Origin of the sequence: Massilia sp. CFBP9012, from assembly GCF_034045115.1 — a bacterium.
GTDB lineage: Bacteria > Pseudomonadota > Gammaproteobacteria > Burkholderiales > Burkholderiaceae_D > Telluria.
In genome coordinates, this window is sequence record NZ_JAXCWM010000001.1 from 398,160 (window position 1) to 420,936 (window position 22,777).

Here is a 22,777-nt window from a genome sequence, read left to right on the forward strand (position 1 = left end):
GCTTCTTGCTAGCAGACTGAAATCAAGCAGCCAGCTTGGCCTTGACGGCGCTGACGATCGCGGCGAAAGCCGGCTTGTCATGCACAGCCATGTCGGCCAGGACTTTACGGTCCAGTTCAATCGCGGACTTTTTCAGGCCGTTCATGAAGGCGCTGTAGGTCATGCCGTGCGAACGCGAAGCCGCGTTGATACGGGTGATCCACAGTGCGCGGAAGACGCGCTTCTTGTTGCGGCGATCGCGGTAGGCATACTGGCCAGCGCGCATGACTGCTTGCTTGGCAACACGGTATACCTTGCTGCGGCGACCACGGTAGCCTTTGGCAAGTTCAAGAACTTTCTTGTGACGGGCACGTGCAGTAACCCCACGTTTTACTCGAGGCATATTAGCTCCTTAGTGTGAGATTAAACAGCAGATGGCATCATGCGGTAGACGCTGGTCACGTCCGACGCATTGATGTTACGGGTGCCGCGCAGCTGGCGCTTGTTCTTGGTGGTCTTCTTGGTCAGGATGTGACGCTTGAAGGCCATGCCCGATTTGACGGTACCGCCCGGACGCACGCGAAAACGTTTCTTCGCGGAGCTCTTGGTTTTCATTTTTGGCATAGTCATCTGCCCTCGCGGACAGCCTCATATGGGACAGGATTGCAGGTGGCAGCAACGCTGCTCTTGGATGCCTACTTTCACTTGTCTTGCAGCAGAAGCGAGTCTGCTACAACCCGTTTCTAAAAACAGGAATCGCAGATTGTAGCACAGGTTTGGAGGGATGGGATGGTCGGAGGCAAGCCTTCGGCGCATGCAAACAACGTCGTGCGCACCATTGCCAAGGTCGCAGCCACACCGTTACCAACGTCGCACCCGCACCATTACCAACGTCGCACCCGCGCCATTACCAACGTCGCACCCGCGCAGGCGGGTGCCCAAGGCCCACGCACCTCCAATACGGCAACCCAAGCCTCGACACATGAATGCCTGGGCTCCCACCTCCGCGGGAGCGACGTGGCTTGCAGCAGCGATAGAAATGGATACGCCCCGTACAGACGTGTGAAAGCCGGGCCGCGGCAAGGGCTTTCACCCCCACCACGGACCCGGCCGTGTATCTACTTCGCTCGAAGAATTACTTCTTCTTCTTCGGTGCAACCACCATGACCATCTGGCGGCCTTCGAGTTTCGGGAACTGCTCGATCGTGCCAACCGCTTCCAGATCGGTGCGCAGGCGCTCGAGCACGCGCAGGCCGATGTCCTGGTGCGCCATCTCACGACCGCGGAAACGCAAGGTGATCTTGGTCTTGTCGCCTTCTTCCAGGAATTTGATGAGGTTGCGCAGCTTGATGCTGTAGTCGCCTTCATCGGTACCCGGACGGAACTTGATTTCCTTGACCTGGATGATCTTCTGCTTGAGCTTGGCTTCGTGGGCCTTCTTCTGTTCCGAATACTTGAACTTGCCGTAGTCCATCAGGCGGCAAACCGGAGGGACCGCATTTGGCGCGATCTCAACCAGGTCGACGTTCTTTTCTTCGGCCAGACGGAACGCTTCGGCCAGGGTCACGATGCCCAGCGGCTCGTTGTCCACACCGTTCAAACGCATTTCCGGATGGGTGATTTCGCCATTAATGCGATTCTGCTTGTCAGTAGCTATGTCATTTCCTTTGAATGTATTGGTATTGGCCGGGATTATTTCGTCTTGGCGGCAACTTCGCCAACCAGACGCTCCACGAGCGTGTCGATGGGCATCACACCCAGATCGACATTGCCGCGGGCTCGCACAGCCACTGTGTTCGCGTCCTTTTCTTTATCCCCAACAACGAGGATATACGGCAGTTTTTGGACGGAATGTTCGCGTATTTTATAGGTGATCTTCTCGTTTCGCAAATCAGCGTGCACGCGCAGGCCTGCCGCGCGCAGCTTTGCCTCGACCTGCTTGACGTAATCGGCCTGCGCATCCGAAATATTCAGGACCGCGACTTGCACTGGCGCAAGCCACAGCGGCAGCGCACCCGCGTAGTTTTCGATCAGGATGCCGATGAAGCGCTCCATCGATCCCACGATCGCGCGGTGCAGCATCACCGGCACCTTGCGGGTATTGTCTTCCGCGACATACTCGGAACCGAGGCGACCCGGCATCGAGAAGTCCACCTGCACGGTGCCGACCTGCCATGGGCGGCCCAGGCTGTCCTTCAGGTGGTACTCGATCTTCGGACCATAGAAGGCGCCCTCGCCTGGCAGCTCGGTCCACTCCACGCCGCAGGCCCGCAGTGCCGAACGCAGCGATTCTTCGGCCTGGTCCCAGACTTCGTCGGAACCGATGCGGCTGTCCGGACGCAGCGCCAGCTTGACGTCGATATTGGTGAAGCCGAAGTCGTCGTAGACGCCCATCGCCTGGGCGTGGAATTCGGTGACTTCGCGCTCGACCTGATCTTCGGTACAGAAGATGTGGCCGTCGTCCTGGGTGAAGCCGCGCACGCGCATCAGGCCGTGCAGCGCACCGGACGGCTCGTTGCGGTGGCACTGACCGAATTCGCCGAAGCGCAGCGGCAGGTCGCGGTAGGAGCGCATGCCCGAGTTATAGATCTGCACGTGACCCGGGCAGTTCATCGGCTTGAGCGCGTACGAGCGGTTTTCGGATTCGGTCGTGAACATATTGTCACGATAGTTTTCCCAGTGACCGGTCTTTTCCCACAGGGTGCGATCGAGGATTTGCGGCGCCTTGACTTCGCTGTAGCCGCTCACCTGGTACTTGTGGCGCATATACTGCTCCACCTGCTGCCAGACGGTCCAGCCCTTCGGATGCCAGAACACCAGGCCCGGCGCTTCTTCCTGGAAGTGGAACAGGTCCAAAGCCTTGCCGAGTTTGCGGTGGTCGCGCTTTTCCGCTTCTTCCAGCATGTGCAGGTATTGCTCCTGGTCTTCTTTCTTGGTCCAGGCGGTGCCATACACGCGCTGCAGCATCTCGTTCTTCGAGTCGCCACGCCAATAGGCGCCAGCCAGCTTCATCAGCTTGAAGACCTTGATCTTCCCGGTCGACGGCACGTGCGGGCCGCGGCACAGGTCGGTGAAGCCGCCTTCGCTGTACAACGACACGTCTTCGTTGGCGGGAATCGAGGCGATGATCTCGGCCTTGTAGTGTTCGCCAATCGACTTGAAGTAGGTCACGGCTTCGTCGCGCGGCAGCACCTTGCGGGTGACCGGCTCGTCCTTCTTGGCCAGCTCGACCATCTTCTTTTCAATGGCGGCCAGGTCGTCCGGGGTGAACGGGCGCTTGTACGAGAAGTCGTAATAAAAGCCGTTTTCGATGACCGGGCCGATGGTGACCTGGGCTTCCGGGAACAATTCCTTGACCGCATAGGCCAGCAAGTGGGCGGTCGAGTGACGGATGACGTCCAGGCCTTCCGGATCGCGGTCGGTCACGATCGCCAGGTCGGCGTCGGCGTCGATCAGGTGCGAGGTGTCGACCACCTTGCCATTGACCTTGCCGGCCAGGGCGGCCTTGGCCAGGCTCGGGGCAATACTCTGTGCCACCTGGGCCACCGTCACGGGGCCGTCAAATTGACGGCTGGAGCCATCGGGAAGTCGAACGTTCAGCATGCTGCTCTCCAATTGGCGCTCGCGCCGGTGAAAAATAAACAAAAAGACAATGGAATTTTAAAAGACGAAAAAAAACGCGGCACTAGCCGCGTTTTTTCGTTGTGTTGAGCAAAAGCACACCCCTTCGCGTCTAGCGACTCCCCCACAACCAGGTTGTAGTTCGCGGTGTCATAACCGTGGTGCCTTTCTCGCTCTTACATATGTACTGGTGGGCGGTGCAGAATTCGAATCTGCGACCCCTTGGATGTCGACCAAGTATTCTAACCAGCTGAACTAACCGCCCGATGCCGCCATTATAAGGACCGCATGGCGGAACCGCAACCCTCGCACGGAAATAGTTGCCGCAGGGTCCGCCGTACCCTGCGGCGCAGGATGCTTTACACTTCGACACCAGGCCCATATTTACTTCTTGCGATGAACTTGAAACAGCTCGACCCTTCCCACCTGCACGCCCACCTCGATGGCGACGCCAGCCACTCGCACTCGATCGAGGCGCGCAGCCAGAAGGCGCTGGCGGTCGCGCTCGGCCTGACCCTGCTGTTCGCCGTGGTCGAGGTCATCACCGGCTTCATTTCCAACTCGCTGGCCCTGATCTCGGATGCCGGCCACATGGTGACCGACGCCGCCGCCCTTGGCCTGGCCCTGCTGGCCCAGTTGATCGCCAAGCGTCCGCCGTCGGCCCGCCACTCCTTCGGCTTCGTGCGCGCCGAGGCGCTGGCCGCCTTCGTCAACTGCCTGGCGATGCTGGGCCTGGTGGCCTGGATCGGCTACGAAGCGGTACAGCGCCTGATCCATCCCGAACATGTACAAGGCGGCATCGTGCTGGTGGTGGCGGCCCTGGGCGCCTCGATCAACCTGCTGGTGGCCTGGATTCTTTCCCGTAACAACGACAGCATCAATACCCGCGCCGCCCTGGTCAATGTGATGGGCGACCTGCTGGGTTCGCTGGCGGCGATCGCCTCCGGCGCCATTATCTATGTCACCGGCTGGGTGCAGGCCGACCCGATCCTGTCGATCTTCGTCGCCCTGCTGATCCTGCGCTCGACCAGCGGCATCCTGCGGGAGTCGTATCACTTCCTGATGGAAGGCGTGCCGCATGCGATCGACTACGTCCAGGTCGGCGCCGACATGGCCGCGGTCGAGGGCGTGCTGGCCGTGCACGATATGCATGTGTGGGATATGTCGCCGGGCCACCCTGCCCTGATCGGCCACATCGAGATCCGCAGCCTGGAGCAATGGCCGGCGGTGCTCGAAGCCGTGCGCGCCATGCTGCGCGAGCGCCACGGCATCGATCACGTGACCCTGCAGCCAGAGGCGGCCGGCGGCAAGTCGCTGTAGGCCGGTCCGTGTAAGCCCATGCCCACCCGGCGTGCAGGCGCGCGCCGATAGCCCGGCCGTTCGCCGCCCGGGATAATCGAGGGCATGGAACTGAAAGCGAACGTATTCGACACCCTCATCGTCGGCGGCGGCCCCGGCGGCCTGACGGCGGCCATCTACCTGCACCGCTTCACCCGCAACGTCGCCCTGATCGACAAGGGCAATAGCCGGCTGGGGTGGATTCCCGTCTCCCACAACTATCCGGGCTTCCCCGACGGAATCAACGGCAAGCTGCTGCTGGACCAGCTGCGCTGCCAGCTGGGCAATTATGGCGGACACGTGATCCCCGGCGAAGTCGTCGATCTGCGCCTCGAGGATGGCTTGTTCGTCGCCGACTGCTGCAGTCCCGAGGGGGATTTGACGACCTTGCGCGCGCACACGGTGCTGCTGGCAACCGGCGTGGCCGACGCCGGCATGCCGGTCGAGCGCTGGGAAGAAGCCGTGGCCGCCGGCGCCGTGCGCCTGTGTCCCGTCTGCGACGGCTTCGACGTGATCGACAAGCGCATCGCGGTGGCGACGTCCGAGGTCAATCCGGTGGGACACGCGCTGTTCATGCGCAGCTTCAGCACCGACGTGTGGTTGTTCGAGCGGGCCGGGGAATCGGCCGTCAACGCCGAGGAAAAGCGCCAGCTGGAAGTGGCGAATGTGCGGCACATCACCTCGCCGCTGGCCGGCGTGACCCTCACCGACGACTTGCGCCCGGTGCTGCACACGCGCGATGGCGAGGACTACGAATGCGATGTGTTCTATCCGATGCTGGGTGAGAGCGCGAGGTCGGGCCTGGCGAAGGCGCTGGGCGCCGAAACGGTCGAGTGCGACAAGCTGCTGGTGGACGACCACTGCCGCACCTCGGTGCCGGGACTGTTCGCCATCGGCGACGTTACGCGCGGACTGAACCAGATCGCGGTGGCGGCCGGCCAGGCGGCGATTGCGGCGACGACCATCCACAACACGCTGCCCTGGGCCTTGCGCGCAAGCCCGTCTTGAGCGCCCGATCAGGCCGCGGACGTGCCGTCGTCAGCCATGCGCGCCCGCGCCAGTTGGCAGTCCATGTCCTGCATGATTTGCACCAGGCTACGCGCCGTCACCTTGGGCGGGGCCGACTCCGGCGCACTGCGCGCCGAACGCCCTCCCGGATCGGTGAAATCGCTGTACTTCAATTCTCCCGGGACTGCCTTGAGCATATCGGCGATCCTGGCATCGGCAAGGGAAGTCGTCCCGCCTTGCACCCGATAGGGACTGGGGGAATCGATGCGGGTCGTCATGATCTGCTCCATGGAATGGGTGGCGTGCCGTCGGCTTGATCCGATACCCGACCAGCCTACGACCGTCGGCAACGGGTCAAATGACCGATTAACCAAGGTTCGCATATTCATAACGACGAATAGTCCGAAAACCCGACCGCAGACCGCTAGTTCTCGCCCGAGACCAGCGCGATGCGGCGCCGGATGCCCTCGACCGCCGCCGTGTCGCCGGCGGCCCTGGCACGCTGCTCCTGCACCCCGAGCCAGGCCAGCAAGGGACGACGCCAGCCCTGGTTCGAGGCCGTGTCGGCCGCCAGCTCGATGTTCTGCGGCGACATGCGCCCGGCCTTGAACAGCGCCCCGGCCGCGACCATGCGCGACAGCGGGTCTTCGATCTTGTCCAGCGCTCCACCGCCGACCACGGCGCGATGCTGCTCGGGCAGCAGCGCCACGTCCAGGCCATCCCACTGCCCCGCCAGATAGGCGGCATACGCGCGCTGCGCCGGCGTCGCATCCGCCACCAGCGCCGCATAGCCCGGACAATCCTCGAACACCAGGCTGGCCGCCTGCGCCGCGCAGCGCACCAGCTCGACCTGGGCCACGCGATCGGGGCGCCCGGTGGCCGTCGTCTCGCGCCGCGCTTCGCGGAACTCGGACTCGGAAGCCGCCGTGTGCCCCTTCAGGTAATCGTCGACCGAGGCGTCGAGCGCGCCCTTGGCGTTGGCCTGCCAGTCGGGCGGCAGCGGCTTGCTGGCGCAGCCTGCCAGCACGGCTGCGATGACTATATATGCGATCTTCATGGAAGCTTGATCTCCTGGCTGCTGCGGGCAAATGGCCATTTCCGGTTGATTTCCTCGACCAGGCGGTTCACCTTGCGCAGGCTGGCGTCCACCTCGCCGCGCAAGGCGCCCAGGTCTTCGGTGGCTTCGCGCGTGTTGGCGCCCACCGCCTGGGCCTCGACCAGCACCGCATCGACCTTCTTGAGCGTCGTGCTGGCGTCCTGCAGCACCACGTCCAGCTGGCGGATCGCGGCTTGCGTGTCGTCCATCACGCCGGCCTTGCCGAACACGCGCTGGTCGGCCTTGGCCAGGATGACGTTGACCCGGTCCAGCGCTTCCATGAGCTTCTTCGCCTCTTCGTCGCCGCCCAGCGCGCCACCGAGCACGCCGTAGCGGCCCGACATGCGGCCCGTCACCGCCGACAGGTTGGCCAGGCTGGCGTTGACGTCCGAGCCCGACGCAGTCATGGTTTCCAGGTTTTCCAGCAGCGCCCTGGCGGTGGCGACGATGCGTGGGATCTCGGCGGTGGCGTCGCCGCGCAGCACGGTGCGGGTGGAATTGGGCGGCAGCGGCGCGTCGGTCAGCACCCCGGTGTAGGCGCGCAGGCGGGTTTCGCCCACGATGCTCGACTCCAGCGTGAACACGCTCGAGGCGCGCAGCCATTTGGCGTCCTTGCTCTGGACGTCGACCGTGATCTGCACCTTGCCGTCGTCGCCCAGGTCGACCTGGCGCACGCGCCCGATCGGAAAGCCGGCGAAGGTCATGTCCATGCCGGGGATGACGCCGGACGAATCCTCGGCCACCAGGGTCAGGCGCTGGGTCGGCTCGAACACGCCGCGCGCGTACATCACGTACAGCACGAAGCCCGCGATCATGAGACCGAGCAGCACCAGCAGGATCACCGCCTTGGCTTCGACGTTCTTCGGTTCGTCAGGGATGGATGGATCGGGAGTCAGGTCCGGCATGGTGTTCTTCTTCAAGGATTCAGATGTATTTCAGGGCCAGCGAGCCTGCCTCGATCACGATCAGCACGAACAGCAGGCGCAGCGCGCCGGGCTGCACGCTGGTGGCCAGGGCGCGCGGATAGCGCTGCAGCTCGAGCACGGCGGCGGTGGGGATCAGGGCCACGGCCAGGCCGAACAGCACCGTCTTGAGCACGAAACCGGCCGTCACCACCGGCGCGAAGACGCGGCCCACGGTGCGGGTGTAGTCGGGAATGCCCCAGGGCGACAGGCCATACACGTTCAGGTAGGCCAGCAGCAGCACGATGATCGACGTGACCATCGCCAGGGACAGCACCGCCACCGCGTTGGCGATCAGCTGCGGCACCAGGTCGCGCCGCACGCGGCGCAGCGCTTCATCGCTCGCGGCGCGGATCGACAGGCCGGAACGCGCCAGGCCCAGGGCCGAGGCGTCGAAGGCCATGCTGGCGCGCAGGGCCACGAACAGCGCCGCGGAAAGCGGAACCAGCTCCAGCACCAGCACCCGCACCACCATCTCGAGCGCGAGCCCGGACAGACCGTAGCTCTTGGCCGTGACCAGCACGATGCGGATGATCACCAGGCTGACCAGGCAGGAGGCCAGCGTGAACCAGGGCAGCACCTGCCAGGTGCTGGCATGGATGTGGCGCGCGGTGGCGTGGAAGCTCGCGCGGCGCCAGGTGGAGGGCGAGAGCGCCGTGACGACGGCGATCGCGCCCAGGTGGATCATGTACCACCAGCTGCGCAGGTAGCGCGCCAGATAGGCAGGCCACAGGGTCGGCTGGGCGATGGGCGGGATCGTTCGTGGCATGGGCTGAATGATACTTCGGTTGCAAGGGATTGCGCGGGCTCGTGACAAATGATTACGTTCGTGGTGAGCACGTCACTTGGGTCCCCGCCTGCGCGGGGACGACGTGCCTGGGGACGTGGCCGAAGTTGAATCGGTGTGCATATCGCCTCACTCAAACAACGTCGTTCCCGCGGAGGCGGGAACCCAAGCCCTCACGCACACCTACTGCCTCCTCGCCTCCATCACCCCCGACACCTCCATGATCGCCGCCAGCGCCTTCTGCGCCTGCGCCGTCGACCCGATCTCCGCCGTGAACACCATGCGCGCCTGGCCCTTGGCGCTCTGGGTGTTCACCCCGATCACATTGATCTTCTCGCGCGAGAACACCTCGGAGATGTCGCGCAGCAGGCCCTGGCGGTCTTGCGCCAGGATGAACAGGTCGACCGGGTACACGGTTTCTACCCCAGCCATCCCCCACTCGACATGGATCACGCGCTCGGGCGACTTGGCCTGCATCTCGGCGAAGTTCTTGCAACTGAGGCGATGGATCGAGACGCCCTTGCCGCGCGTGACGAAGCCGACGATCGGATCCGGCGGCGCTGGTTTACAGCACTTGGCCAGCACCGTCATCAGGCCGTCGGTGCCCACCACCAGCACGCCCGACTTGGCGCCCTGCTCCACGCTCGAGGCGCGGCTTTTATTGACCACCGCCGCGTCTTCGACGGGCGCTGGCTCCGCGCCTTCGTGCAGTGCCGCTTCGACGTGGCGCAGGCTGAACTTGTCCTTGCCGACTTCGATGAACAGTTCGTCCACCTTGGCGAAACCCAGCTTTTGCGCAAGAAGCTCGAGGTTGACCGCAGTCTTGCCCTCGCGCTGGAGCGATTTTTCGACGGCGGCGCGGCCCTGTGCCAGGGTCTCGGCCTGGTCCAGGGCATGGAACCATGCGCGGATCTTGGAACGGGTGCGGCTGCTGGCAGCGTAACCGGGGCTGAGCCAGTCGCGCGACGGCCCCTGGCCGACGCTGCCGCCCTTGGCGGTGATGATCTCGCAGGTCTGGCCGTTCTTGAGCTGCGTGTTCAGCGGCACCATCGTGCCGTCGATCTTGGCGCCGCGGCAGCGGTGGCCGACGTCGCTGTGCAGGTGGTAGGCGAAATCGATCGGCGTCGCGCCCACCGGCAGCTCCAGCACCCGCGCCTGCGGGGTCAGCACGAAGATGCGGTCGTCCAGGCTGGTCGCCTTGAGCTTCTCGACCCATTCCTTCTGCAGGTCTTCCTGGCCGGCGACGGCATCGGTGACGTCGGTCTTCCAGGCCAGCAGCTGGCGCAGCCAGGCGATCTTTTCGTCGTAGGCCTGGCTCTTGAAGTTGGAGCCGCCCTCTTCCTTGTAACGCCAGTGGGCGGCGATGCCGTATTCGGCGAAGTTATGCATCTCCTGGGTGCGGATCTGCACTTCGAGCGGACGGCCGTCGTCGGCCGTCACCACCGTGTGCAGCGAGCGGTAGCCGTTCGGCTTGGGCCGCGAGATGTAGTCGTCGAACTCCTTCGGCACCGGGGTCCAGATATTGTGGATCACGCCCAGCACCGTGTAGCAAGTCTTGATGTCGGGCACGATCACGCGGAAGGCGCGCACGTCGTACAGCTCCGAGAAATCGAGCTCCTTGCCGCGCATCTTGCTCCAGATGCTGTAGATGTGCTTCGGCCGCCCCGAGACGTCGGCCTTGATGCCGGCCGCCGCCAGTTCGTCTTGCAGGCGCGCGATCGACGAGGCCACGAAGCTCTCGCGCGACATGCGCTTTTCTTCGAGCATCCTGGCGATGCGTTTATAGGTGTCCGGTTCGATGAAGCGGAAGGCCAGGTCTTCCAGCTCCCATTTCAGTTGCCAGATGCCGAGCCGGTTGGCCAGCGGCGCATAGAAGTCCAGCACTTCGCGGCCATAGGCGCGCGTGACCTCGTCGAAGCGCTTGTGTTCGGCGAAGTAGCGCAAGGTGGCGGCGCACGAGGCCAGGCGCATCAGCACCACGCGCATGTCGGTGGCCATCGCCAGCAGCATCTTGCGCAGCGTTTCGTTCTGCGCCGCGGCCTGCTGGGCCGCGTTCTTGCCGCTGCCCACCGGCGCCTGGCCGACGGTCAGGTCGCGCAGGCGGATCAGCTGGTGCACGCCCTGCACCAGCGCCGCCACCTCGGGGCCGAAGCGCTCCTCGATGCGCCCGAAGGTGGAGGGGTCCATCAGCGCCAGTTCGAACAAGAGGCCCGCGATGCGGGTCTCGGCGTCGGTGTTCAGGAAGGCCAGGGTGCCGGCCGCGCCGAGCGAGAACTCGAAGGCGCCCTGGCCCGAGGCCGCCACCCGCTCGCCATAGCCCGCGGCCGCGTACTCGAGCGCCGCATGCACGCGCACGCAGTCCTCCTGCCCCAGTCCCTGGACCAGGCCGCTGTTGACGTCGCCCAGCAGGGCGGTCGATACCATACCCCTGCCTTAACGCAGGGCGGCGATGACGCAGACCTCGACGAGGCAGGCGGGGTTGGCGAGCCTGGCTTCGACGGTCGCGCGCGGCGGGGTATGACCCTGCGCCACCCACTCGTCCCAGACACTGTTCATGCCGGGGAAGTTGTCCATGCTGGAGATGAAGATCTGGCAGGAGAGGATGCAGGTCTTGTCGCTGCCGGCCTCGCCCAGCAGGCGGTCAACGTGGCCCAGCACTTCGCGCATCTGCTCCTCGATGCCCTGGCTGGTGTCTTCGGCGATCTGGCCGGCCAGGTAGATGGTGTCGTTGTGGATCGCTACTTCGGAGAGGCGTTTGCCTACATGCAGTCGTTTGATTTCCATGATCTCTTTCTTCTTTGTCTAAAGGCGGAACCGTGCCGGTCCCGATTAAAAATTCATCCGATTAAAAACCTGCGCGCGATCGCGATCTGGTCGTCGTGCACGAAGGTCGGCGCATGGCCCACCCCGGGGATCTCGACCAGCTGTGGGCGCGGTCCGCGCTGCGTCATCTGCTGCGCCGTCGCGCGCGACAGCAGGTCGGAATGCTCGCCGCGCACCAGCAGGGTCGGGCAACGGATCGCATCCCAGGCCGCCCACAGCGCGGCCTCGTCCTGGGCGGCGCCCTCCAGGGTGATGGCGCGGAACGGCTGCGCCAGATTCAGGTCGTAGTGGCGCTCCCACTGGCCGTCCTGCCCCTCGCGCAGGACATCGGCCGCCAGCTTGCGCCATTCGTCGTCGGAGTGCGGGCCGAAGGACGCCGACACCGTTTTCACGAACTCGGCCCCGGCCGCGAAGCTGGGGAAGCGCAAGTCCTGGCCGATGTAGTCACCGATGCGCCGCAGCGCCGCGCCATCGAGCACCGGCCCGATATCGTTGAGCACGAACCTGCGCACAGGATTGCCCTCGAGCGCGGCCAGCGCCATGCCAATCAGGCCGCCCATCGAGGTGCCGAACCAGGCCACGCCTTCACTATCGGGCCCACCCGCGGCGCCGGCGCCGGCGGTGACGCGCGCGATCAGCGTCACCATATCGGCCACGTATTGCGGCACCGTGTAATAGGCCGGGTCGCGCAGGCGCTCCGAGCGGCCGCGCCCCACGATATCGGGGCAGACCACGCGATACTCATCGCACAGGGCGCGCGCCAGATGGTCGAAATCGTCGCCGACGCGGGTCACGCCGTGTACGCACACCAGCACCTTCGGATTGTCCGCGTCGCCCCATTCCTTGTAGGCGACGCGGTGCAGCCCGGCGGGCGAGCTGCACTGGACGCTTTTTAATCTGGGTTCAGACATCGTGACTCCGTGATGACAATATGGACGCGCCGGTTGACGGCTTCTCTGCAATTCACCATCGTGATGGTGTTGCGATTAGAATTCTACCAATTCTTAGGAAGTTCCCCCGATCACCTTCATATAGAGGACACAATGAAATCCACCATGCTAGTTGGCAAAACGGCTCTCGTCACCGGTTCGACCTCGGGCATCGGACTCGGGATTGCGCGCTCGCTAGCCGAACAGGGCGCCAACATCGTGTTCAACGGCTTCGGCGACGCCCAGCAGATCGAGAAGCTGTACACCGATATCGGCGCCGAGTTCGGGGTGCAAACGGCCTACCACAACGCCGACATGTCCAGGCCGGACGACATCGAGGCCATGATGGCCTACGCCACCGACAAATTCGGCGGGGTCGATGTGCTGGTCAACAATGCCGGCATCCAGCACGTGGCCTCGATCGAGGACTTCCCCACCGAGAAATGGGACGCCATCATCGCCATCAACCTCAGCTCGGCCTTCCACACCACCCGCCTGGCCCTGCCCGGCATGAAGCAGAAAAACTGGGGCCGCATCATCAACCTGGCGTCGGTGCACGGCCTGGTGGGATCGAGCCAGAAATCGGCCTACGTCGCCGCCAAGCACGGCCTGGTGGGCTTGACCAAGGTGACGGCGCTCGAGACGGCGCAGACCGGCGTGACCGCGAATGCGATCTGCCCGGGCTTCGTGCTGACCCCGCTGGTGCAGAAACAGGTGGACGATCGCGCCGCACGCGAGGGCCTGGACAATGACGCCGCACGCAAGGCCTTGCTGTCCGAAAAACAGCCGTCGGGCGAATTCGTGACCCCGGAAGAACTGGGCGCGCTGGCCGTGTTCTTCTGCAGCCCGGCCGCCGCCCAGGTGCGCGGCGTGGCCTGGAATATGGATGGAGGCTGGGCTGCGCAATAAGCCCGAGGTGGCCGACGGCGGCGCGGCCCAGGGCATCGATGCGCTCAGCCGCCTGCTGTCGCTGTTCACCCTGCGTACCTCGCTCGATATCCGCTGCGCGCTGGCCGCACCCTGGGTGCTGGAGCAGCCGGTGGCCGGCGCCGGCGTGGCGCCCTACCACCTGATCGTCGAAGGCGAAGCCGCGGTCGACACGCCCAGCGGCGAACGGATCGCCCTGCGCGCCGGCGACATCGTCGTCTTCCCGCAAGGCGGCGCGCACCGGCTGCATGCCGGTCCGCCGGAACAGGCGCGCCCGCTGGTGGACGTGCCGGGCCCTGAACCGCTGCGCTGGGTGAGCAATGGCGGCGACGGCGCACCGACCGGCATCCTGTGCGGCCAGTTCGTGTTCGACGACGGCGCGCGCCGCGTCCTGCAGCCGGCGCTGCCCGCCATGATCGTCGTGCACGCCTCTTCACGCCCCGACTTCGCCGGCCTGCTGGCCCTGGTGACGATGCTGCGCAGCGAAGCCGACAGCGCCCGCCCCGGCGCCGCGGCCGTGGTGGCGCAACTGTCCGGGGCGCTGTTCACGCTGTTGCTGCGCGCCTGGCTCGACGACAGCCCGACCACCCCGGGCCTGCTGGCGGTGCTGGCCGACCGCCGCCTTGGCCCCGCGCTGCGCCTGATGCTGGCGCAGCTGGAGCGCCCCTGGCTGGTGGAAGAGCTGGCCGCAGCCTGCTTCATGTCGCGCGCCACCTTCGCGCGCCTGTTCCGCCAACTGGCGGGCACGACGCCGCTCGATGCCCTGGTGCAGTTGCGCATGACCCAGGCCGCGCAGTGGCTGGCGCGCGACACGCGGCCGATCGCGGCGATCGGCGAAGCGGTCGGTTACCAGTCCGAGGCGGCGTTCAACCGGGTCTTCAAGCGCAACTACGGCGTGGGGCCGGGCGCCTGGCGCCGCGCCGCCCACGCCGCCTGAAGCCAGGCCCTGCCCTCTGCCAGAAGGGCCATGGCGCACGCGCGCATTGACTCCCGCTTCTGTCTCGCACCGCTGCGGTGCGTGGTTTTCCACGGCGCCCTGGTGCAGTGCAGCATGCGGATTTCCACAATAGCCCGCTGGGAACGAATGCTCCAACATGGAACAACCACCAACCTCGTTGAAGAGTTGCCATGAAGAAGCCTTTTTATAAAGTACTGTATGTCCAGGTGCTGATCGCCATTGTTCTTGGCGTGATGCTGGGGGTGTTCTACCCCGAACTGGGCACCGCGATGAAGCCTTTGGGAGACGGCTTTATCAAACTGATCAAGATGATCATCGCCCCCGTGATCTTCTGTACCGTCGTCGCCGGCATCGCCGGGATGCAGGACATGAAGAAGATCGGCCGCGTCGGCGGCAAGGCGCTGATCTATTTCGAAGTCGTGTCGACCTTCGCCCTGGCCATCGGCCTGGTGGTCGCCAACGTGGCCAAGCCGGGCGCCGGCTTCAACGTCGATCCGGCCCACCTCGATTCGAGCTCGATCGCGCAATACACCACCAATGCGCATGCCCAGACCACGACCGAGTTCATCATGCACATCATCCCGACGACGTTCGTGGATGCTTTCGCCACCGGTAACATCCTGCAGGTGCTGCTGATCGCGATCCTGTTCGGCTTCGCGCTGTCGATGATGGGCGAGCGCGGCCGTCCGGTGACCAAGTTCATCGACGACATCGCCCACGTGATCTTCGGCATCGTCAACATCGTCATGAAAGTCGCCCCGATCGGCGCCTTCGGCGCGATGGCCTTCACCATCGGCAAATACGGCCTGGAATCGCTGGTGCCGCTGGCCAAGCTGATGGGTTCGTTCTACCTGACCTGCGCGCTGTTCGTGTTCGTCGTACTGGGCGCGATCGCCAAGTTCACCGGCTTCTCGATCTTCAAGTTCATCAAGTACATCAAGGAAGAACTGCTGATCGTGCTGGGCACCTCGTCGTCGGAAAGCGCCCTGCCGAACCTGATGCGCAAGCTGGAAAAGCTGGGCTGCTCGAAGCCAGTGGTCGGCCTGGTCGTCCCGACCGGCTACTCGTTCAACCTGGACGGCACCAATATCTACATGACGATGGCGGCGCTGTTCGTGGCGCAGGCAACCAATACCGACCTGACCCTGACCCAGGAACTGACCATCCTGCTGGTGGCGATGCTGACCTCGAAAGGCGCATCGGGCATCACCGGCGCCGGCTTCATTACCCTGGCTGCGACCCTGGCCGTGGTGCCGACCATTCCGGTGGCGGGCATGGCCCTGATCCTCGGCATCGACCGCTTCATGAGCGAAGCGCGCGCCCTGACCAACTTCATCGGCAACGGCGTCGCGACGGTGGTGGTGTCGAAGTGGGAGAAGGAATTGGATTCGGCGCGCATGGATGACGTCCTGAGCGGCCGCGTGCATATCGAAGACCAGAACAGCATGAAGGAAGTGCGCGAAGCGGCGTAATCCCTCACTACCTGTCCAGGAAACCGTGCCCTCGTGGCACGGTTTTTTTATGCCCGCGTTTTTATGCCCGCAACGGGTCTGATATATTGCGCCTACCAAGATTGATGACCGCGCCCACGATGCACATCGCCGCCAAACCCGATAACGAAGCCGCGCGCCTCGCCGCCCTGTACGAACTGCTGATCCTCGACACCCCGCCAGAAGAGCGCTTCGACAAGATCGCGCAATTCGCCGCCGACGAATTCGACATGCCGATCGTGCTGGTCACGCTGGTCGACGCCGAGCGCCAGTGGTTCAAGGCGCGCGTCGGCACGCAAGTGTGCGAGACGGGACGCGATGTATCGTTCTGCTCGCACGCCATCCTGAGCGACGAGATCATGCTGGTGGAAGACGCGTTGCAAGACCCGCGCTTCGCAGACAACCCGCTGGTGACAGGCGCGCCGCACATCCGCTTCTATGCCGGTGCGCCGCTGGCGCTGCCATCCGGCCTGCGCCTGGGCACCCTGTGCCTGATCGACCGCCGGCCGCGCACGCTCGACGCGCTCGACCTGGGCATCCTCGCTACGCTGCGCGACCTGGCGGTGATGGAACTGGCGCGCATGGAGGAAAAGCACGATGCCTGACAGCCACATCCTGCTGGTCGAGCCGGATCCGATGTTGCGCCGCACCGTGGTCATGACGGCGCGCAGCCTCGGCATGAGCCAGGTGCACGAAGCGGCCAGCAACGACGCCGCGCTGCGCCTGCTGCGCTCGCGCGCTTTCCACGGCGCCGTCGTCGCTGTCGACTGCATCGGCCGTGGCGCCGACCGGCAATACGACCTGGGCCTGATCGACCGCCTGCGCGCCGACGATACGACTGGCAAGACCATGCCGATCGCCATCATGGCCGAGCAGGCCACGGCGGAACTGCTGGGCGCCCTACGCGACCGCAATATCAGCCGCGTCATTCTCAAGCCATTTCGCGCCAAGGTGCTGCTGGAAACGATCGAGCAATTCGGCGCGGTTCCGCGCCTGCCCTGACCGGCCATTGCCGCTGTATTGGCCGGCATTACCCGGCTCGCATGAACGCGCGAATTGCCGTAGACAAATCGATCTAGACAGGATAATCTAGATTTATCCTGAACAGACGAGGTCATGCCATGCCGCGCTCCCCCAACGCTCCCAAGCCCACGCCCGCCGAACTCGACCTGCTGCAAGTGCTGTGGCCGCTCGGCGCGGCCACCGCCAAGCAGGTGCACGAGGCAATGCTCCCGCAACGTCCGGACGTCACCTACGCCACGGTCTTGCGCCTGATGCAAGTCATGCACGGCAAGGGCTTGCTCAGCCGCGACGAGAGCGAACGTTCGCATGTGTATGCGCCGGTGCATGAGCGCGACGCCCTGCAGACCAATCTGCTGCAAGACCTGATGCAGCGCGCCTTCTCGGGCTCGGCCAAGGCGCTGGTGCTGGCCGCGCTGAAAAGCGGCATCTCGAAGAAGGAACGCGACGAGATCGAGCAGCTCCTGAAGGACGAGGACAAGCGATGAACGCCGTCGGCATCGTCGACAGCATCGGCTGGACGCTGGTCCACTTCAGCTGGCAGGGCGCGCTGGTCGGCGGCCAGACCGCGCTCGCCCTCACCTTGCTGCGCAAGGCGCGTCCGCAGACGCGCTACCTCGTCGCCTGCATCGGCCTGCTGCTGTGCCTGGCATGGCCGGCGACCGAACTATTCCTGCGCCTGGGGGGCGACAGCGGCGCCGATGGCGGCCTCGCAATCGTGTTGTCCGGCGCCGCGGTCGGCATGGCCCAAGAGAGTGGCTGGAGCGGCCTGTTCCAGCGCAACCTGGCCTGGATCGTGGCGACCTGGGCCGTCTGCGCGCTGTTCCTGGCACTGCGCATGATCGCGGGGCTCATGTGGGTGCGGCGCGCGACCATGCGAGAGAGCCACGATCCGGCATGGCAGGCCCGCGTCGACCGGCTCGCCACGCAGTTCGGCTTGCCCCGACCGATCCGCCTGCGCATCGTCAACGGTTTATCGAGTCCCGTCACGGCCGGCTGGTGGCGTCCGGTCGTGCTGGTGCCGGCCTCGCTGGTGACCAGCATGCCCCCGCACCTGCTGGAAGCGCTGCTGGCGCACGAACTGGCGCACATTCAGCGCCACGACTACCTGGTCAACCTGTGCCAGAACGTCATTGAAGCGCTGTTGTTCTACCACCCGGCGGTCTGGTGGATCTCGCGCCGCATCCGCGTCGAACGGGAACAGATCGCCGATGCCATCGCGGCACGGCAACTGGGCGAACCGCGGCGCCTGGCCCTGGCCCTCTCGGAACTGGAAAAACGCCAGTTCTCCACCCACCACCTGGCCCAGGCGGCCAACGGAGGAGATCTCATGTCACGCATCAAACAACTGGTTCGTCCCGATACCGAAGCGCTGAACTGGAAAGCCGCCATCCCGGTGCTTGGATTCCTGCTCGCCGGCCTGGCCGGCTGCGCCCAGACGCCCGCATCCAGTCCGGCAACCGTCAAGACCGACAGCATCGTCACTACCCCGACGGCGAAATTCGACTCGTGCGAGCGGCCGAAGTATCCGGCCGAGGCGCTGGCGCGCAATATCGAAGGCACGGTGACCCTCGGCTTCCTGGTCAGCGCCGAAGGAGCGGTGGTTGATACCACCTTGCGCAAGTCGAGCGGCGACACCTCGCTGGACGAGGCGGCCCGCACGGCGCTGGCCAGGTGCACGTTCACGCCCGGCACGGTCGATGGCAAGCCGACCGAGCGATGGACTGAGGTACAGTACGTCTGGGTTTCTAAATGAGAAAAGGAAAAGTAATGCCTATCAAGGAGTGCACCCCGTCCCTTCCACGCCGGTCTGGAAAACATGGCATATCGATTCTGGCGATGGGACTGGCGATGGGACTGACAGCGACGATCCTGGCCGGCTGCGTCGGGACGGCGCCGGTCAATCCCTTCGCCGACATGCCGGACAGTGTCACCACCGCGCCGGTCGCGAATTTCAAGTCTTGCCGCAAGCCGGAGTACCCTGCACAAGCGCTGGCCGCCAAGGTCGAAGGCACCGTCACCCTCGCCTTCCTGGTCAGGGCCGACGGCACGGTGCGCGAAGCGGTGGTGCGCAAGACCAGCGGCAATGCTTCGCTGGACGAAGCGGCGCGCGCGGCCCTCGCCAAATGCCGGTTCCAGCCGGGTACGGTGAACGGTGCGCCGAAGGAGCAATGGACTGATCTGAAATACACGTGGGTGCCGGAATGATGCCGGTGATTCGCCTGCTCGCGACTGCAGGCATGGCCGCGGCTGTCCTGGCCGGCTGCGCGCAGTCGCCCACACGCCAAGCCGCCGCGTCGGCCGACGCAGCGCAGGCGGCCGGGAACCATGCTTCCTGCAGCAGGCCGGTCTATCCAGAACAGGCGAAGGCAAACAAGGTCGAGGGGACCACGATCCTTGGCATGCTGATCGGGCCAGACGGCAAGGTCATCGAGTCGCGCCTGCAAACCTCGAGCGGTGATGCATCGCTCGACGAAGCGGCCCGCAGCGCCCTCTCGATCTGCACATTCAAACCCGCAATGCGTGAGGGGAAACCGGTGCGTGCCTGGACTTCCGTGCACTACGTCTGGAAGATGGATTAAGTATCGTTGGGCAGGCTGCAATGACAAAGGGCGCTGGTAACCAGCGCCCTTTGTCGTTCGGAACCGCGGCGACTACAGCGCCGACGTATCCAGTTCGCAGCCGGTCGCCGCCACGATCTCGTCACGGCTCACGCCCGGCGCCAGCTCGACCACTTTCAGGCCGGTGTCGGTCACGTCGATCACGCCGAGGTCGGTGATGATGCGGTCGACCACGCCCACGCCGGTCAGCGGCAAGTCGCATTTTTTCAGGATCTTGTGGCTGGTGCTGCCATCCTTGGCGGTGGCGACGTGTTCCATGACGACCACCACGCGCTTGACGCCGGCCACCAGGTCCATCGCGCCGCCCATGCCTTTGACCATCTTGCCTGGGATCATCCAGTTGGCCAGGTCGCCGTGTTCCGACACCTGCATTGCGCCCAGGATCGCCAGGTTGATCTTGCCGCCGCGGATCATGCCGAAGGAATCGGCCGAACTGAAGTAGGCCGAGCCGGGCAGCGCCGTCACGGTCTGCTTGCCGGCGTTGATCAGGTCGGCGTCGACTTCTTGTTCGGTGGGGAATGGGCCGATGCCCAGCAGGCCGTTCTCGGACTGCAGGAACACCTCGATATCCTTGGGTACATAGTTGGCGACCAGGGTCGGCAAGCCGATGCCCAGGTTCACATAGAAGCCGTCCTGCAGCTCCAGGGCCGCGCGCGCGGCCATTTCATCACGAGTCCATGCCATGTTCTTGTCTCCGAATGTGGGTGATCAGGCGCGTACGGTGCGCTGTTCGATGCGTTTCTCGGGCGTCGGATTGTGGACGATGCGGTGTACGAAGATGCTGGCCAGGTGCACCTGGTCCGGATCGATCTCGCCGATCTCGACCAGCTGTTCGACTTCCACGATGCAGACCTTGCCGGCCATGGCCACGTTCGGATTGAAGTTGCGTGCGGTCTTGCGGAACACCAGGTTGCCGGCGCGGTCGGCCTTATAGGCCTTGACCAGCGACACGTCCGGGAACAGCGCATGTTCCATCACGTAGTGCTCGCCGTCGAACTCACGGGTTTCCTTGCCCTCGGCGACGATCGTGCCGTAGCCGGTCTTGGTGAAGAAAGCCGGGATGCCGGCGCCGCCGGCGCGCAGCTTCTCGGCCAGGGTGCCCTGCGGGGTGAACTCGAGTTCGAGCTCGCCGGCCAGGAACTGGCGCGCAAATTCCTTGTTTTCGCCCACGTAGGACGAGATCATCTTCTTGATCTGGCGCGTTTCCAGCAGTTGCCCGAGGCCGAAACCGTCCACCCCGGCGTTGTTGGAAATGGCAGTGAGGTTCTTGGCGCCCGAATCGCGCAGCGCCGCGATCAGGGCTTCCGGAATGCCGCACAGGCCGAAGCCGCCCACGGCGATGGTCTGGCCGTCTTGAACGATGCCGGCCAGAGCCGAGCGCGCGTCAGGATAAACTTTATTCATACCCGTCCCTTTTATAGGTTAAGCCAAAGCTCTTGTGTACTACTGAGTAGACTCTCAGCATAGAATATGTGACAACGAAGCACAATACCGTAGAACTACGGCCGCATCCGTGGCCCACCTTCACACATACCACCGCGAATGAACATAGCAGTCGATCTACCTCAGATGAATCCGCCTTGCGCAATCGATTACGAGATGATTTTCCAGCACGCGCCGGTCGGTATGTGCGTCTCGGTCGACCGGGTGATCCAGACCTGCAACGGCGCACTGGCGGCGATGTTCGGCTATGCCAATGAAAAATTGCAGGGGCAATCGTTCAGCGTACTCTATCCGACCATGGACGAGTTCCTGCGCACGGGCGATCGCATCATCCCCATCATGAACGCGAAAGGACGCTATTCGGATGAGCGCATCATGCGCCGCGCCAGTGGCGAACTGTTCTGGTGCCACGTGACCGGCCGCGCGCTCGATCCGGCCCAGCCACTGGGCGCCGGCGTCTGGACCTTCGAGGACGTGAGCGAGAAGCGGCCGGTGACGGCCGAGCTGACGCCGCGCGAACGCGAGATTGCCGCGTTATTGGTCGAAGGAAAGACCAGCAAGATGATCGCGCGCGACACCGATCTCAGTCCGCGCACGGTCGAGATGCACCGGGCCAGCCTGATGCGCAAGTTCGCGGCATCGACGTCAGTCGAGCTGGTGCACAAGCTGGTAGGCGCTGGATGACTCACATGCAGTCAAGCCGCAGCTGTGTCAGCACCGGCGCGGTTTCCAGCGTCTGGGTGCAGGCCAGCACTCCCGCCAACCCGGGAAGCGCAACTGGATACTCGACGACGCTCGCGCATCCAAGCTTGATGCGGGCCTCGTGTGCGCACCACATGCGGTAGAAGGCAGCCTGGCGACAGGCCGGCTCGCTGTCGCGCAATATCGCGACTTCCTCGACACTGAAGGCATGCTCCGCCAGCGACATGAAGTCGCGTTCCCGATCGGTGCGCTCGATATCCAGGCCGAGGGAGATTCCCGCTCCCGCCGCACAGGCGACCCAGCGCCCGCTATGCGAAATGCTGAAACCGACGTCCGCGACCATCAGGAGCGCGGGAGCCAGACCCGGCCGCTCGGCCAGGCCGATCGCAGCCGGCTCGGTCTTCAGCAAGCCGGCCAGCGCACGCCGCAACAGGGCGCGTCCGACGATGAACTGGCGCTGCCGTTCGGGACGCACGAAGCGCATGCATCGCTCACGTTCCGATGTGCCCATCCACGCGGCATGGCGCTCCAGCACGTCCGGCGCAACGGTGTCGGCATCCACAGCCCACAGCAGGACATGACCGGTCAACGCCATCGGGACCGGAGTCGCTTATTTGATCTTGACGAAGTCGGCCTTGAGCGCAACGCCGGTCATGATTGCGCCATCGTGGCATTCGAACTCGGTTGCGCTGGAGCGCTCGATGTTCTTGTAATTGCTGACGATGTTGACGACGGCATTCGCGCCCAGCTCTTGCGCGCGCGCCTGCAGCCGCAACATCGCCGAAAGGAATACCCAGTTACACGACGTTTCGGCCGACTTGCCGAAGGAATTGGTTTTCTGGCTGGTCTTGTCCGAACCCAGACGCTCGACGATTGCCGGGGTCTTCTGGTCACCAAAGTAATACTTGATGCTGTCGCCCAAGCGCGCGCGGGCATCGTTGGCATCGAGGGCCGCATCGATCGGCATCATGTGAACAGTGTCGCGCGCCTGGGATGGCATGATGGTGGCGAACAGGGCGGCGGCTGTGGTCAGGCTCAGGACCAGTTTCTTCATGTTTTTCCTTTGGGTAGCT

General features: G+C 64.5%; 27 protein-coding genes and 1 tRNA gene. 12 read left to right on the forward strand and 16 right to left on the reverse strand.

The annotated features are described in order from the left end of the window. Positions 1 to 22: 22 nt before the first annotated feature. The 5 genes from rplT to SOM61_RS01545 form a co-directional block, all read right to left on the reverse strand. Complete coding sequence (gene rplT, locus SOM61_RS01525) at positions 23 to 382, reverse strand: 50S ribosomal protein L20 (protein WP_320472443.1); 360 nt, start codon at positions 380 to 382, stop codon at positions 23 to 25. Between the two features lie 20 nt (positions 383 to 402). Beyond that, positions 403 to 603: a 50S ribosomal protein L35 gene (gene rpmI, locus SOM61_RS01530; protein WP_005667419.1), complete on the reverse strand. Its 201-nt coding sequence runs from the start codon at positions 601 to 603 to the stop codon at positions 403 to 405. Between the two features lie 511 nt (positions 604 to 1,114). Continuing rightward, on the reverse strand, positions 1,115 to 1,672 hold the full coding sequence (gene infC, locus SOM61_RS01535; protein WP_267874131.1) for a translation initiation factor IF-3: 558 nt from the start codon (positions 1,670 to 1,672) through the stop codon (positions 1,115 to 1,117). Further along, entirely contained in the window at positions 1,672 to 3,582 is a 1,911-nt protein-coding gene (gene thrS / locus SOM61_RS01540) for a threonine--tRNA ligase (protein ID WP_147935799.1), read from the reverse strand. Before thrS ends, infC begins: the two co-directional genes overlap by 1 nt. 206 nt (positions 3,583 to 3,788) lie before the next feature. Further along, positions 3,789 to 3,865 (reverse strand) — tRNA-Val (locus tag SOM61_RS01545). Between the two features lie 131 nt (positions 3,866 to 3,996). Here SOM61_RS01545 and SOM61_RS01550 point away from each other — a divergent pair. Both SOM61_RS01550 and SOM61_RS01555 read left to right on the forward strand, forming a co-directional pair. Next, positions 3,997 to 4,920 (forward strand): cation diffusion facilitator family transporter, encoded by a 924-nt coding sequence (locus SOM61_RS01550; protein WP_320472444.1) that lies wholly within the window; start codon positions 3,997 to 3,999, stop codon positions 4,918 to 4,920. 84 nt (positions 4,921 to 5,004) lie between these two features. Continuing rightward, on the forward strand, positions 5,005 to 5,946 hold the full coding sequence (locus tag SOM61_RS01555; protein ID WP_320472445.1) for an NAD(P)/FAD-dependent oxidoreductase: 942 nt from the start codon (positions 5,005 to 5,007) through the stop codon (positions 5,944 to 5,946). Between the two features lie 8 nt (positions 5,947 to 5,954). Here SOM61_RS01555 and SOM61_RS01560 read toward each other — a convergent pair whose 3' ends face one another. The 7 genes from SOM61_RS01560 to SOM61_RS01590 form a co-directional block, all read right to left on the reverse strand. Then, positions 5,955 to 6,224, reverse strand: a complete 270-nt coding sequence (locus SOM61_RS01560) for a hypothetical protein (RefSeq protein ID WP_320472446.1) — start codon at positions 6,222 to 6,224, stop codon at positions 5,955 to 5,957. A gap of 146 nt (positions 6,225 to 6,370) precedes the next feature. Continuing rightward, the gene (locus SOM61_RS01565; protein ID WP_320472447.1) at positions 6,371 to 7,003 is read right to left on the reverse strand and encodes a hypothetical protein; all 633 of its coding nucleotides are present in this window, start codon (positions 7,001 to 7,003) and stop codon (positions 6,371 to 6,373) included. After that, the gene (locus tag SOM61_RS01570; RefSeq protein ID WP_320472448.1) at positions 7,000 to 7,947 is read right to left on the reverse strand and encodes an MlaD family protein; all 948 of its coding nucleotides are present in this window, start codon (positions 7,945 to 7,947) and stop codon (positions 7,000 to 7,002) included. Before SOM61_RS01570 ends, SOM61_RS01565 begins: the two co-directional genes overlap by 4 nt. 19 nt (positions 7,948 to 7,966) lie before the next feature. Further along, positions 7,967 to 8,773 (reverse strand): ABC transporter permease, encoded by an 807-nt coding sequence (locus tag SOM61_RS01575; RefSeq protein WP_320472449.1) that lies wholly within the window; start codon positions 8,771 to 8,773, stop codon positions 7,967 to 7,969. A gap of 201 nt (positions 8,774 to 8,974) precedes the next feature. Beyond that, complete coding sequence (locus tag SOM61_RS01580; RefSeq protein WP_320472450.1) at positions 8,975 to 11,215, reverse strand: RelA/SpoT family protein; 2,241 nt, start codon at positions 11,213 to 11,215, stop codon at positions 8,975 to 8,977. A 9-nt stretch (positions 11,216 to 11,224) separates the two neighbouring features. Beyond that, entirely contained in the window at positions 11,225 to 11,575 is a 351-nt protein-coding gene (locus SOM61_RS01585) for a RidA family protein (RefSeq protein WP_123070134.1), read from the reverse strand. A 53-nt stretch (positions 11,576 to 11,628) separates the two neighbouring features. After that, positions 11,629 to 12,525, reverse strand: a complete 897-nt coding sequence (locus SOM61_RS01590; RefSeq protein WP_320472451.1) for an alpha/beta fold hydrolase — start codon at positions 12,523 to 12,525, stop codon at positions 11,629 to 11,631. Positions 12,526 to 12,669: 144 nt separating this feature from the next. On the opposite strand from SOM61_RS01590, the gene SOM61_RS01595 reads away from it, so the two are divergent. From SOM61_RS01595 to SOM61_RS01635, 9 genes are all read left to right on the forward strand, one after another. After that, positions 12,670 to 13,452 (forward strand): 3-hydroxybutyrate dehydrogenase, encoded by a 783-nt coding sequence (locus SOM61_RS01595; protein WP_414674921.1) that lies wholly within the window; start codon positions 12,670 to 12,672, stop codon positions 13,450 to 13,452. After that, positions 13,430 to 14,407 carry an AraC family transcriptional regulator gene (locus SOM61_RS01600; protein ID WP_320472453.1) on the forward strand — a complete coding sequence of 326 codons (978 nt, stop codon included), beginning with the start codon at positions 13,430 to 13,432 and terminating at the stop codon, positions 14,405 to 14,407. The genes SOM61_RS01595 and SOM61_RS01600 overlap by 23 nt, the downstream gene beginning before the upstream one ends. Before the next feature lie 191 nt (positions 14,408 to 14,598). Further along, on the forward strand, positions 14,599 to 15,900 hold the full coding sequence (locus SOM61_RS01605) for a dicarboxylate/amino acid:cation symporter (RefSeq protein WP_320472454.1): 1,302 nt from the start codon (positions 14,599 to 14,601) through the stop codon (positions 15,898 to 15,900). Between the two features lie 119 nt (positions 15,901 to 16,019). Beyond that, the gene (locus tag SOM61_RS01610) at positions 16,020 to 16,523 is read left to right on the forward strand and encodes a GAF domain-containing protein (protein ID WP_414674924.1); all 504 of its coding nucleotides are present in this window, start codon (positions 16,020 to 16,022) and stop codon (positions 16,521 to 16,523) included. Further along, a complete protein-coding gene (locus SOM61_RS01615) occupies positions 16,516 to 16,920 on the forward strand; it encodes a DNA-binding transcriptional response regulator (RefSeq protein WP_320472456.1) in 405 nt (134 codons plus the stop codon). The genes SOM61_RS01610 and SOM61_RS01615 overlap by 8 nt, the downstream gene beginning before the upstream one ends. A gap of 119 nt (positions 16,921 to 17,039) precedes the next feature. Beyond that, entirely contained in the window at positions 17,040 to 17,426 is a 387-nt protein-coding gene (locus SOM61_RS01620; protein WP_320472457.1) for a BlaI/MecI/CopY family transcriptional regulator, read from the forward strand. After that, entirely contained in the window at positions 17,423 to 18,694 is a 1,272-nt protein-coding gene (locus SOM61_RS01625) for a M56 family metallopeptidase (protein ID WP_320472458.1), read from the forward strand. Before SOM61_RS01620 ends, SOM61_RS01625 begins: the two co-directional genes overlap by 4 nt. A gap of 95 nt (positions 18,695 to 18,789) precedes the next feature. Continuing rightward, on the forward strand, positions 18,790 to 19,146 hold the full coding sequence (locus SOM61_RS01630) for an energy transducer TonB (protein ID WP_320472459.1): 357 nt from the start codon (positions 18,790 to 18,792) through the stop codon (positions 19,144 to 19,146). Then, positions 19,143 to 19,520, forward strand: a complete 378-nt coding sequence (locus SOM61_RS01635) for an energy transducer TonB (protein WP_320472460.1) — start codon at positions 19,143 to 19,145, stop codon at positions 19,518 to 19,520. Before SOM61_RS01630 ends, SOM61_RS01635 begins: the two co-directional genes overlap by 4 nt. A gap of 72 nt (positions 19,521 to 19,592) precedes the next feature. On the opposite strand, the gene SOM61_RS01640 is transcribed toward SOM61_RS01635, so the two are convergent. Then, positions 19,593 to 20,243: a 3-oxoacid CoA-transferase subunit B gene (locus SOM61_RS01640; RefSeq protein WP_320472461.1), complete on the reverse strand. Its 651-nt coding sequence runs from the start codon at positions 20,241 to 20,243 to the stop codon at positions 19,593 to 19,595. Positions 20,244 to 20,267: 24 nt separating this feature from the next. After that, positions 20,268 to 20,963: a CoA transferase subunit A gene (locus SOM61_RS01645; RefSeq protein WP_123069871.1), complete on the reverse strand. Its 696-nt coding sequence runs from the start codon at positions 20,961 to 20,963 to the stop codon at positions 20,268 to 20,270. Between the two features lie 165 nt (positions 20,964 to 21,128). Between SOM61_RS01645 and SOM61_RS01650 the strand changes: the two genes are divergently transcribed. Beyond that, complete coding sequence (locus SOM61_RS01650; RefSeq protein ID WP_320472462.1) at positions 21,129 to 21,686, forward strand: LuxR C-terminal-related transcriptional regulator; 558 nt, start codon at positions 21,129 to 21,131, stop codon at positions 21,684 to 21,686. Between the two features lies 1 nt (position 21,687). On the opposite strand, the gene SOM61_RS01655 is transcribed toward SOM61_RS01650, so the two are convergent. Together SOM61_RS01655 and SOM61_RS01660 are read right to left on the reverse strand one after the other, a co-directional pair. Then, positions 21,688 to 22,299 carry a 4'-phosphopantetheinyl transferase family protein gene (locus SOM61_RS01655; RefSeq protein WP_320472463.1) on the reverse strand — a complete coding sequence of 204 codons (612 nt, stop codon included), beginning with the start codon at positions 22,297 to 22,299 and terminating at the stop codon, positions 21,688 to 21,690. A gap of 15 nt (positions 22,300 to 22,314) precedes the next feature. Next, entirely contained in the window at positions 22,315 to 22,758 is a 444-nt protein-coding gene (locus tag SOM61_RS01660; RefSeq protein ID WP_320472464.1) for an excinuclease ATPase subunit, read from the reverse strand. Positions 22,759 to 22,777: the final 19 nt, after the last annotated feature.

Bases quoted from the DNA above. Each gene is read 5' to 3' on its own strand.
- rplT (WP_320472443.1), bottom strand. From the start codon at position 382: ATGCCTCGAGTAAAACGTGGGGTTACTGCACGTGCCCGTCACAAGAAA.
- rpmI (WP_005667419.1), bottom strand. From the start codon at position 603: ATGCCAAAAATGAAAACCAAGAGCTCCGCGAAGAAACGTTTTCGCGTG.
- thrS (WP_147935799.1), bottom strand. From the start codon at position 3,582: ATGCTGAACGTTCGACTTCCCGATGGCTCCAGCCGTCAATTTGACGGC.
- SOM61_RS01550 (WP_320472444.1), top strand. From the start codon at position 3,997: ATGAACTTGAAACAGCTCGACCCTTCCCACCTGCACGCCCACCTCGAT.
- SOM61_RS01555 (WP_320472445.1), top strand. From the start codon at position 5,005: ATGGAACTGAAAGCGAACGTATTCGACACCCTCATCGTCGGCGGCGGC.
- SOM61_RS01560 (WP_320472446.1), bottom strand. From the start codon at position 6,224: ATGACGACCCGCATCGATTCCCCCAGTCCCTATCGGGTGCAAGGCGGG.
- SOM61_RS01565 (WP_320472447.1), bottom strand. From the start codon at position 7,003: ATGAAGATCGCATATATAGTCATCGCAGCCGTGCTGGCAGGCTGCGCC.
- SOM61_RS01570 (WP_320472448.1), bottom strand. From the start codon at position 7,947: ATGCCGGACCTGACTCCCGATCCATCCATCCCTGACGAACCGAAGAAC.
- SOM61_RS01575 (WP_320472449.1), bottom strand. From the start codon at position 8,773: ATGCCACGAACGATCCCGCCCATCGCCCAGCCGACCCTGTGGCCTGCC.
- SOM61_RS01580 (WP_320472450.1), bottom strand. From the start codon at position 11,215: ATGGTATCGACCGCCCTGCTGGGCGACGTCAACAGCGGCCTGGTCCAG.
- SOM61_RS01585 (WP_123070134.1), bottom strand. From the start codon at position 11,575: ATGGAAATCAAACGACTGCATGTAGGCAAACGCCTCTCCGAAGTAGCG.
- SOM61_RS01590 (WP_320472451.1), bottom strand. From the start codon at position 12,525: ATGTCTGAACCCAGATTAAAAAGCGTCCAGTGCAGCTCGCCCGCCGGG.
- SOM61_RS01595 (WP_414674921.1), top strand. From the start codon at position 12,670: ATGCTAGTTGGCAAAACGGCTCTCGTCACCGGTTCGACCTCGGGCATC.
- SOM61_RS01600 (WP_320472453.1), top strand. From the start codon at position 13,430: ATGGAGGCTGGGCTGCGCAATAAGCCCGAGGTGGCCGACGGCGGCGCG.
- SOM61_RS01605 (WP_320472454.1), top strand. From the start codon at position 14,599: ATGAAGAAGCCTTTTTATAAAGTACTGTATGTCCAGGTGCTGATCGCC.
- SOM61_RS01610 (WP_414674924.1), top strand. From the start codon at position 16,020: ATGCACATCGCCGCCAAACCCGATAACGAAGCCGCGCGCCTCGCCGCC.
- SOM61_RS01615 (WP_320472456.1), top strand. From the start codon at position 16,516: ATGCCTGACAGCCACATCCTGCTGGTCGAGCCGGATCCGATGTTGCGC.
- SOM61_RS01620 (WP_320472457.1), top strand. From the start codon at position 17,040: ATGCCGCGCTCCCCCAACGCTCCCAAGCCCACGCCCGCCGAACTCGAC.
- SOM61_RS01625 (WP_320472458.1), top strand. From the start codon at position 17,423: ATGAACGCCGTCGGCATCGTCGACAGCATCGGCTGGACGCTGGTCCAC.
- SOM61_RS01630 (WP_320472459.1), top strand. From the start codon at position 18,790: ATGGGACTGACAGCGACGATCCTGGCCGGCTGCGTCGGGACGGCGCCG.
- SOM61_RS01635 (WP_320472460.1), top strand. From the start codon at position 19,143: ATGATGCCGGTGATTCGCCTGCTCGCGACTGCAGGCATGGCCGCGGCT.
- SOM61_RS01640 (WP_320472461.1), bottom strand. From the start codon at position 20,243: ATGGCATGGACTCGTGATGAAATGGCCGCGCGCGCGGCCCTGGAGCTG.
- SOM61_RS01645 (WP_123069871.1), bottom strand. From the start codon at position 20,963: ATGAATAAAGTTTATCCTGACGCGCGCTCGGCTCTGGCCGGCATCGTT.
- SOM61_RS01650 (WP_320472462.1), top strand. From the start codon at position 21,129: ATGAATCCGCCTTGCGCAATCGATTACGAGATGATTTTCCAGCACGCG.
- SOM61_RS01655 (WP_320472463.1), bottom strand. From the start codon at position 22,299: ATGGCGTTGACCGGTCATGTCCTGCTGTGGGCTGTGGATGCCGACACC.
- SOM61_RS01660 (WP_320472464.1), bottom strand. From the start codon at position 22,758: ATGAAGAAACTGGTCCTGAGCCTGACCACAGCCGCCGCCCTGTTCGCC.